Source organism: Pseudooceanicola sp. NS-SX8 (assembly GCF_057380755.1).
Genome location: NZ_CM170819.1, coordinates 3,316,355 through 3,331,364, shown reverse-complemented (window position 1 = coordinate 3,331,364; position 15,010 = coordinate 3,316,355). Strand labels below are relative to the sequence as shown.

The following is a 15,010-nucleotide window of genomic DNA, read 5'->3' as shown; positions in this document are numbered from 1 at the left end:
TTGAACATGCACGACGCCGTGGCCACAGGAACGCCGGCAGAGGCCGGGATCCGCGATGCCGTTTCAGGGGCAACCCAGGGGGGGACCCACCCCCGGACAGGGGTCCCATCCGAGGCCCCGCCAGAGACCCGGAAAGAGGCGGGCGCGGGCGCGGGATCGGCCAGGGCAGATCGCAGCGCCGCGCGGGCGCGCATGCAGGCCCGGATCATCACCCCGGTGAAGGCGGAGCTGCGCCGTGCGGGCATCCTTTCGGTGCTTTCGGGCGCGCTCTGGCCGGTGCAGGCCGCCGCCATCGCCTGGGCCGTGGCGGGCTGGGTCGACGGGGTGGAAGGGCTGCAGCGCAGTCTTTGGGCCGCCGCGATCTTTGTTGCCACGGGCATCCTGCGGGGGCTGCTGGACCGGGTGTCGGGCGGGATCCTGTACCGCGCCGCGGACAGCACTATCGCGCGGGAACGCGCGCGGCTGATCGGGCGGGAAGCGCGCCGGCCGGGCGCGGCGGGATCGGCGGCCGTGGCGGCGCTGGCGGTGCAGAAGCTGCCGCTGCTGCATCCCTGGATCACCCGGTATCACGTGGCCATGCTGCGGACCTCTATCCTGCCGCTGATCTACCTTGCCATCGCCTTCTGGTTCAGCTGGGCCGTGGGGATCGTCCTGCTGGTCGCGGGGCCGCTGATCCCGGTGTTCATGGCGCTGGTGGGCATGGCGGCGGAGGAGGCCTCTCGCCGCCAGATGGACGAGATCGGGGATCTGAATTCCATGCTGATGGACCGGCTGGGCGCACTGGCCGACATCCGCCTGCTGGGCGCCGAGGCGCGGGCGGCCGAGGATTTCGAGACCCGGGCCGACAGGCTGCGGGAAAAGACGATGGCGGTGCTGCGCATCGCCTTCCTGTCCTCTACCGTGCTGGAGCTTTTCGCGGCGATCGGCGTGGCGATGGTGGCGGTCTTCGTGGGCTTCACCCTGCTGGGCGAGGTCAACTGGGGCAGCTGGGGCGGCGGGCTGAGCCTCTACCAGGGGCTGTTCCTGCTGTTGCTGGCGCCGGAGTATTTCCAGCCGCTGCGCGACCTTGCGGCGGCCTGGCACGACCGGGCGTCGGGTGTCTCCGTCGTGGCGGAGCTGGAGGAGATGGATGCGGCGCCGCGCACCGGCCTGCTGGGCGAGGGCGTGGAGGCCGCGCCGCTGCCGGGGGCGATGCGCCTGTCGATGCGGGGCGCGGTGGCCGCGCTGCCGGGGCGGGCGCTGGCGCTGCCGGACCTGTCGCTGGAGGCGGGTGAAAGCCTGGCGCTGGTGGGGCCTTCGGGCGCGGGCAAATCGACCGCGCTGTCGGTCATCGCGGGGTTGGTCCCCCTGCTGGAGGGGGGGGTGATGGTCTGCGACCAGCCGCTTGACGCCGCGCGCGCCGACGGCTGGCGGGCGCGGCTGGCGCTGGTGCCGCAGCGGGTGCATTTCCCCGACAGCGAGCTGGGCCGGTGGCTGGATCCCAAGGGCAGCGGGCAGGACCCGGCCCCGGCGCTGGCGGCGGCGGAGGCGGATCGCATCGTTACGCGTCTGCCCGGCGGCCTGGCGGCGCGGCTGGGGGAAACCGGCGGCGGCGTCTCCGGCGGGGAGGCGCGGCGGCTGATGATTGCCCGGGCGATCATGCAGGGCGCGGACCTGGTGCTGGCGGATGAACCGACCGCCGATCTGGATGCCGAGACGGCGGCGCGGGTGACGCGCGCGCTTCTGGGGCTGAAGGCACGGGGCGCGGCGCTGATCGTGGCGACCCATGACCCGGCGCTGGCGGCAGCGATGGACAGGCAGGTGCAGATCGCGCCGGTCAGCACGGAGGGTGAGGCATGAAGGCGTTGTTGCGTGTCCTGAAGCTTGTCCTGCGCGCCAGTCCTAAGGCGATGGCGCGGGGCGCGGTCCTGTCGGTGACGGTGCTGCTGATGGGGGTGGCCCTGCTGGGCCTGTCGGGGTGGTTCATCACCGCCACCGGGCTGGCCGGTCTGGCCGGGATCGGCATTGCCTTCAACGTGTTCCAGCCCTCTGCCGGGGTGCGGCTGCTGGCGCTTGGACGCACCGCCGCGCGCTATGGCGAGCGGGTGCTGACCCATGACGCGACGCTGCGGGCGCTGGCGGCCCTGCGGGTGGACCTGCTGCGCCGGCAGGCGCGGGCCGGTGGCCGGGCGCTGGCGCAGCTGCGCAGCGAGGCGGTGCTGACGCGGATCCTGGCGGATGTGGATGCGCTGGACGGGGTGATGCTGCGGCTGGCGCTGCCGGTCTTTGCCGGGCTGGTGACCCATGCCGCCGTCTTTGCCATGCTGGGATGGCTGGCGGGCTGGCCCGTGGCGCAGGCGGTGGCCGCGCTCTACCTGCCGCTGGCGGCGCTGGTGCTGTGGCGGCTGGGCCGCGCGGCCATGGTGCCATCGCGCGAGGGAGAGCGGGAGGCGCAGGCCCTGCGCCGGGGCATGATCGACATGATCCGCGATCGCGAGGCGCTGATCCTGGCCGGGCAACTGGCCGGCGCGGAGGCGGAGCTGCTGGCCGGCGACGGCCGGGCGCGTGCGGCATCGGCGGTACTGGACCGGGCCGAGCGGCGGGCGGGCTTCGGCCTGGCCGTGGTGGTGGCGCTGGCGGTCGGCGGGGCGCTCGTCATGGGCGCGCAGGCGGTCGACGCGGGCACGCTGGATCCGGCGAAGGCCGCGATCGCGATCTTCGTGGCGCTGGCGCTGGCCGAAACGGTGCATCCGCTGCGCCGCGGCTTTTCCGAACTGGGCCGGATGATGGATGCGGCGGGCCGCGTCGCCCCGGAGGCGTCGCCCGTGGGCGGGACGACACGGGGCGGGGGCCAAGGCGCTGCGGGCGCTGCGCTGCTGTCGGTGGATCTGCCCGAGGTCGGGTTGCAGTTCACCCTGGCGCCGGGGGAGGCGCTGGCGCTGGAAGGGCCATCGGGCATCGGCAAGACCACCCTCCTGATGCGGATCGCGGGCCTTCTGAGCGAGGGCGCAGAGGCGTCCCCGGGACAGATCACCATCGCGGGCCTGTCCCCGGCCGACTGGGACGAAGCCGCCCTGAGGGAGGTGGTCACCATGTTGCCGCAGCGGTCCGCGCTGATCGCGGGCAGCATCCGCGACAACCTGACGCTGGCCCGGCCCGGGGCGGATGATGCGGCGCTCTGGCAGGTGCTGGAGGCGGTCGCGCTGGATCACGAAGTTCGTGAACGGGGCGGGCTGGAGGCCCAGCTGGGCGAGGGCGGGGCCGGACTTTCGGGCGGTCAGGGGCGCCGGCTGGCGCTGGCGCGCTGCCTGTTGCGCCGTCCGTCCCTTCTTTTGCTGGACGAACCGACCGAGGGGCTCGATTCCGAAACGGCCGACAAGGTGTTGAAAAACATCAAGGAGCTTTTCCCGGACTGTGCCGTATTGGCCACCTTGCATCGCGGCGGAGATCACGAAATCTTTACGCAGCGACTCACTTTTTCTTCCAGAATGCCCCTGTGACTTGACCTAGCGCAAACACGCATCCTCGAGGTCTGATTAGTACCAGTTGTGATGAAGTCACCTTCAACGGTGATCTTGTCACATAGGTCCGGATGCTTGGGGAGGTATGTCCGGGAGAAATGAGGAGCGGGCGAGTCGCCTTTGAGGACCTGCCCGATCCGGAACCAAGGAGGCCAGAGATGGAGCTCGACATCGTAGAGCTGTCACGCCTGCAATTTGCACTGACAGCTCTGTATCACTTCCTCTTCGTGCCGCTGACGCTGGGTCTTTCGATCCTCGTTGCGATCATGGAGACGGTCTACGTCATGACCGGCCGCCCGATCTGGCGGCAGATGACGAAATTCTGGGGGACGCTTTTCGGCATCAACTTCGTCCTTGGCGTTGCCACGGGCATCACCATGGAATTCCAGTTCGGCATGAACTGGAGCTATTACAGCCACTACGTGGGGGACATCTTCGGTGCGCCGCTGGCGATCGAGGGGCTGATGGCCTTCTTCCTCGAAGCGACCTTCGTCGGCCTGTTCTTCTTCGGTTGGGACAAGCTTTCCAAGGTCTCGCACCTGGTGGTGGCCTGGCTTGTCGCCATCGGCTCCAACTTCTCGGCCCTGTGGATCCTGATCGCCAACGGCTGGATGCAGCACCCGGTGGGGGCCACCTTCAACCCCGACACCATGCGCATGGAAATGAACAATTTCTTCGAGGTGCTCTTCAACGAGGTGGCGCAGGCCAAGTTCGTGCACACCGTCAGCGCCGGCTATGCCACCGCGGCGGCCTTCGTGCTGGGCGTGTCCTGCTGGTACCTGCTGCGGGGCCGGCACGTTGACCTGGCGAAGCGTTCGATCACCGTTGCGGCCTCCTTCGGGCTGGCGGCGTCGCTGTCGGTCGTGGTGCTGGGCGACGAGTCGGGCTATTCGGCCGGGCAGACGCAGAAGATGAAACTCGCCGCGATCGAGGCGATGTGGGAGACGGAAGAGGCGCCCGCGCATTTCACCCTGGTCGGCATCCCCGACAAGGAAGCGCGCGAGACGCATTACGCCGTCCACATCCCTTGGGTCATGGGCCTGATCGGGACCCGGTCGCTGACCGAGGAGATCCCGGGCATCAAGCAGCTGGTGGCCGAGAACGAGGACCGGATCCGCGACGGGCTGATCGCCTATGATGCGCTGATGACCATCCGGGCACAGCATGACGCCACCCCGGCCGCCGTGCGCCAGACCTTCGAGGACCATTCGGAGAACCTGGGCTATGCCTTCCTGCTGAACCGCTACGTGGAAGACCCGCGCCAGGCGACCGATGACCAGATCGCCAAGGCGGCCTGGGACACGGTGCCCGCCGTCGGATCCCTGTTCTGGGCGTTCCGCATCATGGTTGCCATGGGCGTCGTGCTGATCGCGGTGATGGCGCTGTTCTTCGTCCGCTCCAGCTTCTACGGGCAATCCTATCCCCGCTGGGCGCTGCGCCTTGGCCTCTATGCGCTGCCGGCGCCGTGGATCGCCGTGGAAATGGGCTGGATCGTGGCCGAGTACGGGCGTCAGCCCTGGACGGTCGATGGCATCCTGCCGACCGCGCTTTCGGTCAGCCACCTGACCGTGGGTGACCTGCTTCTGACCATCGCGGGCTTCGTGATCTTCTACACCGTGCTCTTCATCATCGAGATGGGTCTGATGATCAAATACATCCGCAAGGGCCCGGTCGAAGATGTCGAGGAAACCGAAATCTGGGAACAGCGCCATGCGGCCCGGCTGCAGGCCGATCCCGCAATCGCTGCCGCGGAGTAACAAGCCATGATTCTTCACGATCTCATAAGCTATGACGTGCTGCGGGTGATCTGGTGGGTGCTTCTGGGTGTCCTTCTGATCGGCTTCGCACTGACCGACGGTTTCGACATGGGGGTCGCGGCGCTGCTGCCCTTCGTGGCGAAGACCGACGTGGAACGCCGCGTGGTGATCAACACCATCGGCCCGGTCTGGGAAGGCAACCAGGTGTGGTTCATCCTGGGGGGCGGCGCGATCTTTGCCGCCTGGCCACCGCTTTACGCGGTCAGCTTCTCCGGCTTCTACCTGGCGATGTTCGCCGTGCTGGCCTGCTTCATCCTGCGGCCCGTCGGCTTCAAGTACCGCTCCAAGCGGGACGGCCAGCGGTGGCGGAGCAACTGGGACAAGGCGCTTTTCGTCGGCGGTGCCGGCCCGGCGCTGCTGTTCGGCGTGGCCGTGGGCAATGCCCTGCTGGGCGTGCCCTTCCACCTCAACGACCTGCTGATGCCGCTTTATGACGGGTCCTTCTACGGCAAGTTCCTGGGGCTGCTGCGTCCCTTCGCCATCCTGGCCGGTGTCGTGTCCTTCAGCATGCTGATGATGCACGGTGCCGCCTGGCTGACGGTGAAGACCGAGGGCGTCATCAACGCCCGGGCCCGTCGCATCGGGTCGGTCGCGGGTATCGTCGCCATGGTCGCCTATGCCCTTGCGGGCCTGTGGCTGGCCTTCGGCGTGCAGGGCTACCAGATCACCAGCGAAGTGGCGGCCAACGGCCCGTCCAACCCGCTGCTGAGCGAAGTGGCCCGGGGCGGCTCCTGGCTGCAGGCCTATGCGCTGCGTCCCTGGATCGTCATTGCCCCGGTGCTCGGCTTTGTCGGCATGGGCCTGGCGGTGCGCGGTCTGCGCAAGGGGGGCGAGGTTTCGACCCTGCTCTTCTCCAAGATGGGGATCCTGGGGGTCATCAGCTCTGTCGGGCTGACGATGTTCCCGTTCATCCTGCCGTCGAACGTGAACCCCGCAAGCTCGCTGACGGTCTGGGACGCTTCGTCCTCTCACCAGACGCTGTTCATCATGCTGATCGCCGCGGTGATCTTCGTGCCGATCATCCTGGCCTACACGGCCTGGGTCTACAAAGTCCTGTGGGGCAAGGTGACCGAGGATGACGTGACCGGCCCGTCGCACAGCTACTGACAGAAAGGAAAGCAACGATGTGGTACTTTGCCTGGCTCTTGGGGCTTCCGCTGGCTGCCGGCTTTGCCGTGCTGAACGCTATGTGGCTTGAGATGCAACGCGACCGCCGCCTGGCGGGCGAGGTTGACACCCCGGTCGAGAAGTAAGCCGCTGGTGGTGGCCGGACCCGCGCCGGCCACCACCCCGATGACCGATCATTTCGCAAGCTCCGACCGAAGGGCGGGATGCGTCAGGCCTCCCGCAGGGGAGGGGCTTGCGTGATGATCGAAGCAGGAATTTTCCCGGGCGCGCGCCTTGGTCGCGCAGGGCGAGCCCGGTTTTCACGTGCCGAGCCGGGATCTTGCGCTAAGCTGGCCCCCGGCGGGTGCGGGCTGATTGCGGGCCCAATTTGTTGGCCCAATTTGTTGGCCCAATTTGTTGGCCCAGTCCGTTGGCCCAATCTGTTGGCCGGGGCTGCGGCGCAGGAGGAGGATTTGAGATGACGACGACTTCCGAACAGACGCCGCAACGGCTGGTCAATTTCCCGATCTCCTTCTTCGGCATGTCCATGGGGCTTTTCGGCCTGACCCTGGCGCTGCGGGCCGGGGGGCTGGGCGCAGTGGCAAGCCCGGTGGGCTGGGCCGCGATGGCGGTCTTTGCCCTGCTTCTGCTGGCCCTGGCGGCGAAGGCGCTGCTGCACTGGGAGGCGCTGAAGGCCGAGTGGCATCATCCGGTGCGGCTGGCCTTCTTCCCGGCCGTCTCCATCTCCATGCTGCTGTTGGCGGCCTTCCTGCGGGAGGAGGCCCCGGCGCTGGCGCACTGGGTCTGGATCCTGGGGGCGGCGGTGCAGGCCGTGCTGACGCTGGTAGTCATTTCGGCCTGGATCTCTGCCCGGGCGTTCGGGCCGCAGCAGCTTTCACCGGCCTGGTTCATCCCGGCGGTCGGCAATGTGATCGTGCCGCTGGCAGGGGTGCCGCTGGGGTTCATGGAGCTGAGCTGGTACTTCTTTTCCGTCGGCGTGCTGTTCTGGATCGTGCTGCTGACGCTGGTCTTCAACCGCCTGATCTTTCACGAGCCGCTGCCGGGCAAGTTGCGCCCCACACTGGTGATCCTGGTGGCGCCGCCCGCCGTGGGGTTCCTGGCCTGGGTGCAGCTGCATGGCGGCGCGGTGGATGACGTTGCCCGGGTGCTGATCAACGCGGGCTATTTCTTTGCCGCCCTGGTGGCAATCCAGGTGCCGGCGCTGCTGAAGCTGCCCTTCGCGTTGAGCTTCTGGGCGCTGTCCTTCCCGCTGGCGGCCATCACCACGGCCAGCTTCCGCTTCGCGGCGCTGACCGGGTCGGGGTTCCACCGGGGGATCGGGCTCCTGCTGCTGGTGGCGCTGGTGGTGACCATCCTGGGGCTGATCCTGCGCACCGCGCGCGCGGCGGCGGCCGGGGAAATCTGCGTACCGGAATAGGAGGCGACGCGGTGAGCGAGGATATCGACTGGATCGAACGGTTCGAGGGGCTGAAGGCCCTGCCGGAGGACACGCGCCGCCGGTTGCGCCAGGGCAGCCGGGTGAGCCGTTTCCCCATGGGCGCCGTGCTGTTCGAGCCGGGGCAGGAGGCGGATCGCCTGCTGCTGTTGCTGTCGGGCACGGTGCGGGTGCAGCAAAGCTCCGACAGTGGGCGGGAGGTGTTCCTTTACCGGGTGCATGCGGGCGAAAGCTGCGTGCTGACCACCGCCTGCATGCTGGCCTTCGAGGATTACGCCACCACCGGCGTGGCGGAGACCCCGGTCACCGCGGTGGAGATCCCGCGCGGGACCTTCGACGGGCTGGTGGCGGAGAGCAAGGCCTTCCGCGAGTTCGTCTTCCGCGCCTATGCCCGGCGGATCACGGACCTGTTCACGCTGATCGACGATATCGTCTTCCAGCGGCTGGACGTGCGTCTGGCCGGGCGGCTGCTGCAGCTGGCGGATGAGGACGGGGTGGTGCATGCGACCCACCAGGTTCTGGGTACCGAGCTGGGCACCGCGCGGGAGGTGATCAGCCGCCTGTTGTCGGATTTCCACAAGCGGGGCCTGGTGAAGCAGGCGCGCGGGGCGGTCTGCCTGACCGACCGGGAGGCGCTGGAGCGGATCGCGCGCGGTGGCAGCGAACGCTGAACCTCGCTTGGTGATCTTGTCACCGTCGGGGCGGGGCCTTTCGTGGCAGGATGCGGGCACTAGATCCGCGTTCTTCCTGAAAGGAGGTCGTCATGTCCGTGAACATGGGAAAACTGGACCGTGGGCTGCGCATCGTGCTGGCTGTGGTTCTTCTGGTCGTCGCATTCGGGACCGGCTGGGCCGGCGCGGGCCTGTGGCACTGGCTGGTGCTGCTGGTGGCGGTGATCATGGGGGTGACCGCGATCGTCGGGAACTGCCCGCTGTATCGTATCGTCGGTCTGAAGACCTGTCGGGATTGCTGATCCCGGCGCGGGCCGCTGGTGAGGGCCACTGACAGCTCAAGGGCCAGGGAAAAGGCCGGCCCGCTTGCGCGGCCGGCCTGACGGGATCTGCGGTGATGCGCCTGCCCGTGGCGGGGATCACGGATCCCACTGGGTGCGGAACCGTTCCCAGGTCTTTTCGCCCGCCAGGCAATCGGCCGCAGGGCTGAGGCCCGCCGCAGGGATCACCCGGTAACCCGTGCTGGGCGCAATGCGCGGTGGCGGCAGGGCGGCGATTTCCAGCACGATCTTGCGGCGCACGGCATCGGCGAATTCATCCCAGCTGCGCACCGGGATCATGAAGGCGCCATGCCCGCCGATCACGCAGTCGCGGTAGTAGGCATCCAGATCATCCAGCGTCCATTGCGAGCCGACGCCCTCTTCGGTCATCAGGGGCAGCCCGTTGATCGTGACGCCTCGCGCCAGCAGCCGGTCGCGCGCGGGCACCACCGGATCGCCGGAGTTGTTGGGCCCGTCACCGGAGACATCCACCACCCGCCGCAGCCCCTGGTAGCCGTTGTTGTCCAGCGTTTCGGCGGCGTAATCGAGCGCGGAGGAGATCGAGGTGCGCTGCATGCCGTGGGGCTGGTTCTCCATCAGCAGGGCCGCGATGCGTTCGGCATCTTCGGCGGTGCTGATCGTCGTCCAGTCGACCACGACGCGATGGGATCCGGGGCCGGCCCATTCGACGTAGGTCACGGCGATCCGGCCAAGGAAACCGTCCCCGATCACATCCAGAACCGCACCGGAGGTCAGCGCGGCGGCATAACCGTGGCGCTGAATCTCAAGCTCGTTCGGGGTCATGGAGCGGGAGACATCGACCATCAGGGCGAGCTCCACATCCACTTCGACCAGGGTCGGATCATAGGCGAAGAGATCGGCGGAATCGGCCGAGGCATGGGCGGGGATAAGCAACAGGGGCAACAAATGTAACAGGCGCATGACGAATTCTCCGTTCGGTTCGGTAATTCTGTCCAGCGTTTTTGCCGCAGCGCAGCAAGTGAGAGCGGTAACCACCGGAATAGATGCGCAAGAAAGTAGCGAATTTACCTTAACGCGAGCTTGTCCGGAACGTGCTGCTGCAAATTCTCCATATATACAAGGCTCGCGACGGGTGAGTCGCTTGACTTCTCATGTTAACAAGTGGTTTCTGCACATGCGAAATGCCCCCGGCGAAAAGCGGCGCCGAGAGGTATCTTCGCCGGAAACCGCAGCCTGCGCACCGCCCAGGCCGGAGGCGTGGAAGGACGCGGGCTCAGGCCCGGTTTCCCCGTGAATTCAGAACTTTGGCGGATGGGGCGCGCGGGGCGCCCTCAGTACCCGCCCTGATCGTTTTGCCAGGGCTTCACCAGGTTGCCGAAGCGGGTGAAGCGACCTTCGAAGGAAAGCTCCACGGTGCCGATGGGACCGTGACGCTGCTTGCCGATAATGACTTCGGCCTTGCCGTGCAGACGTTCCATCCGTTCCTGCCAGGCGGCCATATCTTCCAGCTTGTCGTCGGAAGGTTTCTCCCTTTCGACGTAATATTCTTCCCGGAACACGAACATCACCACGTCGGCGTCCTGTTCGATCGAGCCCGATTCGCGAAGGTCCGACAGCTGGGGCCGCTTGTCGTCCCGGCTTTCCACGGTACGCGAGAGCTGGGACAGGGCGATCACCGGGATGTTGAGTTCCTTGGCGATGGCCTTCATGCCCATCGAGATTTCCGCGATTTCCTGCACCCGGTTGTCGGCGGTGCCGCGGCAGAGCTGCAGGTAGTCGATGATCAGCAGGTCGAGGCCATGGGTCCGCTTCAGGCGACGGGCCCGCGCGGCCAGCTGCGCGATCGGCAGGGCGGGGGTGTCGTCGATGTAGAGCGGGCAGGCTTCGAGATCCTTGGCAGCCTGAACGAAGCGGCGGAATTCCTCTTCGGTCATGTCGCCCTTGCGGATCTGTTCGGAGGGCACTTCGGCGGCTTCGGACAGGATACGGGCGGCCAGCTGTTCGGCCGACATTTCGAGGGAGTAGAAGCCCACGACGCCGCCTTCGATCGTGCCGACAGACCCGTCGGGCTTGGTGCCCTTGCGGTAGGCCTTGGCGACGTTGAAGGCGATGTTGGTCGCGAGCGAGGTTTTCCCCATCGAGGGACGCCCGGCGAGGATCAGAAGGTCGGATGGGTGCAACCCGCCGAGCTTGCGGTCCATGTCCATCAGCCCGGTGGAGACACCGGCCAGGCCGCCTTCGCGCTGGTAGGCGGCATTGGCCACGTTCACGGCGTCGGTCACGGCCTTCAGGAACGACACGAAGCCCTGTTCGGCGGAGCCCTGTTCGGACAGCTTGTAGAGCTTCTGTTCCGCCTGGATGATCTGTTCCTTGGGGTCGTTTTCGACATCGACCTTGCTGGCCCCGTCGGAGATGTCGCGGCCCAGCCGGATCAGTTCCCGCCGGATGGCGAGGTCGTAGATCATCTGGGCGTAGTCGCGCACGGCGTAGGAGGAGACGGCCGCACCGGCGAGCTTTGCCAGGTAGGAGGGGCCGCCCAGTTCCTGCAGGCCGGGATCATCGGCCAGGAAGGCCTTCAGCGTGACGGGAGAGGCCAGGTTGTTCTTGGCGATCCGGGCCGCCGCGACCTCGAAGATGCGGGCGTGGACGGGATCGTAGAAATGGTTCGCACCGATGATCTGCGCCACGCGGTCGTAGACATCGTTGTTGGTCAGGATGGCGCCCAGCAGCTGCTGCTCCGCCTCCACCGAGTGCGGCATTGCCTTCGAGAGATCCGCTTCTTCGCCGGTCGCGTTGAATGTGGTGATCTCGTTCATTCCAAGCCCCTGATGACACAGTTGTGGGAAACATGCGCGATCCCGCGGCGGTCCGGTGACCTGCCGCGGGACGGACCTGCCTCGGCCGTCCGGATCTTGCCGCCGGATCGTCCCCCGTGGAAGGAGGTCTTAGCCGCAGCGCCCGGGCGGAGACAATCGGGATATCCTGTGGATAAGCTGTGCATGGTTCCATCCTACCACAGTTCGTGGCAATTTGCGCGGCTTGCCCGAGATATTGGGAATGGCCTGTGTTGTGACCGGCGGAGGTCTGCCCGGAAGTCAGGCAGGGCGGGGCCGGATCGGCTGCCCCCGCGTCTACGATCTGGTCGGTGAACGGGGGACAGCTGTTTTGCGGCGGTGCAGCGAGTCGGGCGGGCCGGTGCCCGCCTAGTCTCGTCAGCCCTTGCGGGCTTCCTGCCATTCGCGCGGGGCGTTGAGGAAGGTCTCGACCTCGTCCAGGGTCTTTGCGTCGAAGGCGCCACGGCGGCGTGCCTCGGCCAGGACATCCCACCAGGTGCACAGGTGGTGCAGCGTCACGCCGTGTTCCGCCAGCGTCTCCTCGGTGCCCTTGAAGATGTCGTAGTAGAAGATCACCGCGGTGTGGTTGCAGCTGGCCCCGGTTTCCCGGATCGCATCCACGAAGGACAGTTTGGAGCCGCCATCGGTCGTCAGATCTTCCACCAGCAGGACGCGCTGGCCCTCGGTCATGACGCCCTCGATACGGGCGTTGCGGCCGTAGCCCTTGGGCTTCTTGCGCACGTAGGTCATGGGCAGGGCCATGCGTTCGGCCACCAGTGCGGAGAAGGGGATGCCCGCGGTTTCGCCGCCGGCGATGTTGTCGAAGGCTTCAAGGCCCGCGTTGCGCATCACGGTGCAGGTCATGAAATCCATCAGCGCGGAACGGATCCGCGGGAAGGAGATCAGCTTCCGGCAGTCGACGTAGGAGGGCGAGGGCAGGCCGGAGGCCAGGGTGAAGGGGGTTTCGGTGTTGAAATCCACTGCCTTGATGTCGAGGAGCATCCCCGCGGTCAGCCGGGCGATCTCTTCTTTCGACGGGTAGGAGCTGGGGATCATTGTCGGTGTCCTCTCGTTGACCTGTTCATATTCGACGGCCGGAAATACTCCCGCCGGAGGCTCGGGGCGCGCGCGCGCCTGTGGCGCGTCCCGAATGGGCGTTCTGCCGTCACTCGGCGCTGACGGCCGAGACGTGCCAGGCGGGGATGAAACCGGGATCGAAGACGGTGACGGGGCCGCCGGCCTTGGTCTCGATCTTCGCGGGGTATTCCGTGGGCGACTTTTCCAGCGTCAGGGTGCCGGGGTTCGGCGCGAGGCGGTAGAAGGCGGGACCGTTGAGGGAGGTGAAGCCCTCCAGCTTGTCCAGCGCGCCTTCCTCGTCGAAGACATGGGCCAGGATCGCCATGGTGTTGGTGGCCGTGAAGCAGCCCGCGCAGCCGCAGCCGCATTCCTTGGCCGGGTCCACGTGGGGGGCGCTGTCGGTGCCCAGGAAGAAGCGCGGATCGCCCGAGGTCGCCGCCTTGCGCAGCGCCTGCTGATGGGTGGCGCGTTTCGCGACCGGCAGGCAGTAGTAGTGGGGCTTGATGCCACCGACCAGGATGTGGTTGCGGTTGATGACCAGGTGGTGCGTGGTGATCGTGGCGCCCAGGCCTGCGTCGGCGGAGCGGACGTAGTCGGCCGCGTCCGAGGTGGTGATATGTTCCATCACCACGCGCAGTTCGGGGATTTCCTTGCGCAGCGGATCGAGGACCTTGTCGATGAAGACGGCTTCCCGGTCGAAGATGTCGACCTCGGGATCCGTCACCTCGCCATGGGTGCAGAGCGGCAGGCCGATTTCGGCCATGCGTTCCAGCACCGGAATCACCTTGCGGAAGTCGGTCACGCCGGAATGGGAATTGGTGGTGGCGCCCGCCGGGTAGAGCTTTACCGCCTTGACCAGGCCGGAGGCGGCGGCGGCGGCGACATCGGCTGGATCGGTGCCCTCGGTCAGGTAGAGAGTCATCAGCGGCTCGAAGGTCATGTCTTCGGGCAGGGCGGCCAGGATGCGGTCACGATATTCCGCTGCATGCTTGGCGGTGACCACGGGGGGCACCAGGTTCGGCATGATGATGGCGCGGCCGAAGTGGCGCGCGGTTTCGGGCAGGACGGCCTTCAGCATCTCGCCGTCGCGCAGATGCAGGTGCCAGTCGTCGGGGCGGCGGATCGTGAGGCTCTGGGTCATGCCAAGCGCTTTACGACATCACCCCGCGGCGCGCCAGAGGGTAGCGGGGCAAAGCTGACGCCGAGGTGCCCCCGGGCGCGCGCGTCAGTCGAGTTCGTGGTTCAGATCGTCGAAGCTTTCGGCCATGTCGGGCTGGCGGCGCAGGCGGCGGCGGAAACGGGGCAGGTTCATCCGCTGCGTCACGTTCCGGCACAGGGCCTGGATCAGCGCCTCTCTTCCGTCCGCTTCCAGCGCGGTCAGCAGGTTGCGCAGGTAGGGCGGATAGCGCCGCCGGCGACGGTAGAGCGTGGCGAAGCTGCGCGGATCCAGCCGGCGCATGGCGGCGAGCCGCAGCAGCGTGTGCAGCATGCCCATCCGCAGCAGCGACCCCTGCAGCGCCGCGCCGAGGAACCGCAGCCGCAGCAGCGTGACATTGGGCCGGGCGAAGAGCGCGGCATGCATGCCGTCCAGGTGTTCGGTCGGATCGTAGAGCACCCAGGCGCGTTCGGCGGCATCCAGCATGTCGGGCGCAAAGCCGTAGCGGGAGGTGAAATCAAGCCGCCGCATTTCCATGAAGCGGTCATCCCATTCCGCCAGCGTCGGATCCAGCGTCGCCTGGGGCTGGATCGCGAGCACCAGCGCCCCGGGCGCGGCCACGGAGAAGGCACAGGCCGCATAGGCGCAGGGGCCCGCACCGTAGAAGACCACCCGGTCGAAATCTTCGAAGAAGCCGCGGTCGACCAGGTCGTCGACATAGGCATAGACGTCTTCGTCGCGGAACCAGGTATCGCCGTCGGAGACGAGGCAGAGGTGGGACCAGCCTTCTTCGCGCACCATGCGCCAGCCCAGGGGCTGCGCTTCTTCCGTCAGGCCCTGGATACCGGCCTGGGTTTCGAAGGTGACCAGAAGGGTGGAGCCACCGGCGATATAGGCGGCGAAATGGTGTTTGCCGAGGTTGCGGAAGCCACCGCGCGCCGCGGCGATCCCGGCAAGTCGCGACAGCCAGTCCGCCTTGCCCAGTCCCTGCAGGGAGACCGAGAGGTCGGTTGGAATACTGGCTGTTGTCTGCTGCTCCGTCATGGGACCCCTGGCTACCCGGCGGCGGTTTCTCCGCCTTGTTCGACGC

General features: G+C 67.3%; 13 protein-coding genes. 8 read left to right on the top strand and 5 right to left on the bottom strand.

From position 1 onward, the window contains the following. Window positions 1-6 precede the first annotated feature (6 nt). From AC2IR1_RS15295 to AC2IR1_RS15260, 8 genes are all read left to right on the top strand, one after another. On the top strand, window positions 7-1,839 hold the full coding sequence (locus AC2IR1_RS15295; RefSeq protein WP_486476424.1) for an ABC transporter ATP-binding protein/permease: 1,833 nt from the start codon (window positions 7-9) through the stop codon (window positions 1,837-1,839). Next, window positions 1,836-3,479: an amino acid ABC transporter ATP-binding/permease protein gene (locus AC2IR1_RS15290; RefSeq protein ID WP_486472831.1), complete on the top strand. Its 1,644-nt coding sequence runs from the start codon at window positions 1,836-1,838 to the stop codon at window positions 3,477-3,479. The genes AC2IR1_RS15295 and AC2IR1_RS15290 overlap by 4 nt, the downstream gene beginning before the upstream one ends. A gap of 179 nt (window positions 3,480-3,658) precedes the next feature. Beyond that, complete coding sequence (locus AC2IR1_RS15285) at window positions 3,659-5,257, top strand: cytochrome ubiquinol oxidase subunit I (protein WP_486472830.1); 1,599 nt, start codon at window positions 3,659-3,661, stop codon at window positions 5,255-5,257. 6 nt (window positions 5,258-5,263) lie between these two features. Then, window positions 5,264-6,424, top strand: a complete 1,161-nt coding sequence (cydB, locus tag AC2IR1_RS15280; protein ID WP_486472829.1) for a cytochrome d ubiquinol oxidase subunit II — start codon at window positions 5,264-5,266, stop codon at window positions 6,422-6,424. A gap of 17 nt (window positions 6,425-6,441) precedes the next feature. Continuing rightward, the gene (gene cydX / locus AC2IR1_RS15275; protein ID WP_486472828.1) at window positions 6,442-6,570 is read left to right on the top strand and encodes a cytochrome bd-I oxidase subunit CydX; all 129 of its coding nucleotides are present in this window, start codon (window positions 6,442-6,444) and stop codon (window positions 6,568-6,570) included. A gap of 332 nt (window positions 6,571-6,902) precedes the next feature. Further along, window positions 6,903-7,862 carry an SLAC1 anion channel family protein gene (locus AC2IR1_RS15270; protein ID WP_486472827.1) on the top strand — a complete coding sequence of 320 codons (960 nt, stop codon included), beginning with the start codon at window positions 6,903-6,905 and terminating at the stop codon, window positions 7,860-7,862. 11 nt (window positions 7,863-7,873) lie between these two features. Further along, the gene (locus tag AC2IR1_RS15265) at window positions 7,874-8,551 is read left to right on the top strand and encodes a Crp/Fnr family transcriptional regulator (RefSeq protein WP_486472826.1); all 678 of its coding nucleotides are present in this window, start codon (window positions 7,874-7,876) and stop codon (window positions 8,549-8,551) included. A gap of 92 nt (window positions 8,552-8,643) precedes the next feature. After that, window positions 8,644-8,853: a YgaP family membrane protein gene (locus AC2IR1_RS15260; protein ID WP_486472825.1), complete on the top strand. Its 210-nt coding sequence runs from the start codon at window positions 8,644-8,646 to the stop codon at window positions 8,851-8,853. 117 nt (window positions 8,854-8,970) lie between these two features. On the opposite strand, the gene AC2IR1_RS15255 is transcribed toward AC2IR1_RS15260, so the two are convergent. The 5 genes from AC2IR1_RS15255 to AC2IR1_RS15235 all read right to left on the bottom strand — a co-directional run bounded on the left by AC2IR1_RS15255 (window position 8,971) and on the right by AC2IR1_RS15235 (window position 14,964). Then, window positions 8,971-9,813, bottom strand: a complete 843-nt coding sequence (locus AC2IR1_RS15255) for a DUF1194 domain-containing protein (RefSeq protein WP_486472824.1) — start codon at window positions 9,811-9,813, stop codon at window positions 8,971-8,973. 371 nt (window positions 9,814-10,184) lie between these two features. After that, window positions 10,185-11,669 carry a replicative DNA helicase gene (locus tag AC2IR1_RS15250; RefSeq protein ID WP_486472823.1) on the bottom strand — a complete coding sequence of 495 codons (1,485 nt, stop codon included), beginning with the start codon at window positions 11,667-11,669 and terminating at the stop codon, window positions 10,185-10,187. Window positions 11,670-12,065: 396 nt separating this feature from the next. Next, on the bottom strand, window positions 12,066-12,743 hold the full coding sequence (locus AC2IR1_RS15245; protein WP_486472822.1) for an orotate phosphoribosyltransferase: 678 nt from the start codon (window positions 12,741-12,743) through the stop codon (window positions 12,066-12,068). A gap of 109 nt (window positions 12,744-12,852) precedes the next feature. After that, on the bottom strand, window positions 12,853-13,905 hold the full coding sequence (gene pyrC / locus AC2IR1_RS15240) for a dihydroorotase (RefSeq protein WP_486472821.1): 1,053 nt from the start codon (window positions 13,903-13,905) through the stop codon (window positions 12,853-12,855). A gap of 84 nt (window positions 13,906-13,989) precedes the next feature. Continuing rightward, window positions 13,990-14,964 (bottom strand): phosphoadenosine phosphosulfate reductase, encoded by a 975-nt coding sequence (locus AC2IR1_RS15235; RefSeq protein ID WP_486472820.1) that lies wholly within the window; start codon window positions 14,962-14,964, stop codon window positions 13,990-13,992. Window positions 14,965-15,010: the final 46 nt, after the last annotated feature.

Excerpts from the sequence above, each read along its gene's own strand:
- AC2IR1_RS15295 (WP_486476424.1), top strand. The coding sequence starts at position 7 with ATGCACGACGCCGTGGCCACAGGAACGCCGGCAGAGGCCGGGATCCGC.
- AC2IR1_RS15290 (WP_486472831.1), top strand. The coding sequence starts at position 1,836 with ATGAAGGCGTTGTTGCGTGTCCTGAAGCTTGTCCTGCGCGCCAGTCCT.
- AC2IR1_RS15285 (WP_486472830.1), top strand. The coding sequence starts at position 3,659 with ATGGAGCTCGACATCGTAGAGCTGTCACGCCTGCAATTTGCACTGACA.
- cydB (WP_486472829.1), top strand. The coding sequence starts at position 5,264 with ATGATTCTTCACGATCTCATAAGCTATGACGTGCTGCGGGTGATCTGG.
- cydX (WP_486472828.1), top strand. The coding sequence starts at position 6,442 with ATGTGGTACTTTGCCTGGCTCTTGGGGCTTCCGCTGGCTGCCGGCTTT.
- AC2IR1_RS15270 (WP_486472827.1), top strand. The coding sequence starts at position 6,903 with ATGACGACGACTTCCGAACAGACGCCGCAACGGCTGGTCAATTTCCCG.
- AC2IR1_RS15260 (WP_486472825.1), top strand. The coding sequence starts at position 8,644 with ATGTCCGTGAACATGGGAAAACTGGACCGTGGGCTGCGCATCGTGCTG.
- AC2IR1_RS15255 (WP_486472824.1), bottom strand. The coding sequence starts at position 9,813 with ATGCGCCTGTTACATTTGTTGCCCCTGTTGCTTATCCCCGCCCATGCC.
- AC2IR1_RS15250 (WP_486472823.1), bottom strand. The coding sequence starts at position 11,669 with ATGAACGAGATCACCACATTCAACGCGACCGGCGAAGAAGCGGATCTC.
- AC2IR1_RS15245 (WP_486472822.1), bottom strand. The coding sequence starts at position 12,743 with ATGATCCCCAGCTCCTACCCGTCGAAAGAAGAGATCGCCCGGCTGACC.
- pyrC (WP_486472821.1), bottom strand. The coding sequence starts at position 13,905 with ATGACCCAGAGCCTCACGATCCGCCGCCCCGACGACTGGCACCTGCAT.
- AC2IR1_RS15235 (WP_486472820.1), bottom strand. The coding sequence starts at position 14,964 with ATGACGGAGCAGCAGACAACAGCCAGTATTCCAACCGACCTCTCGGTC.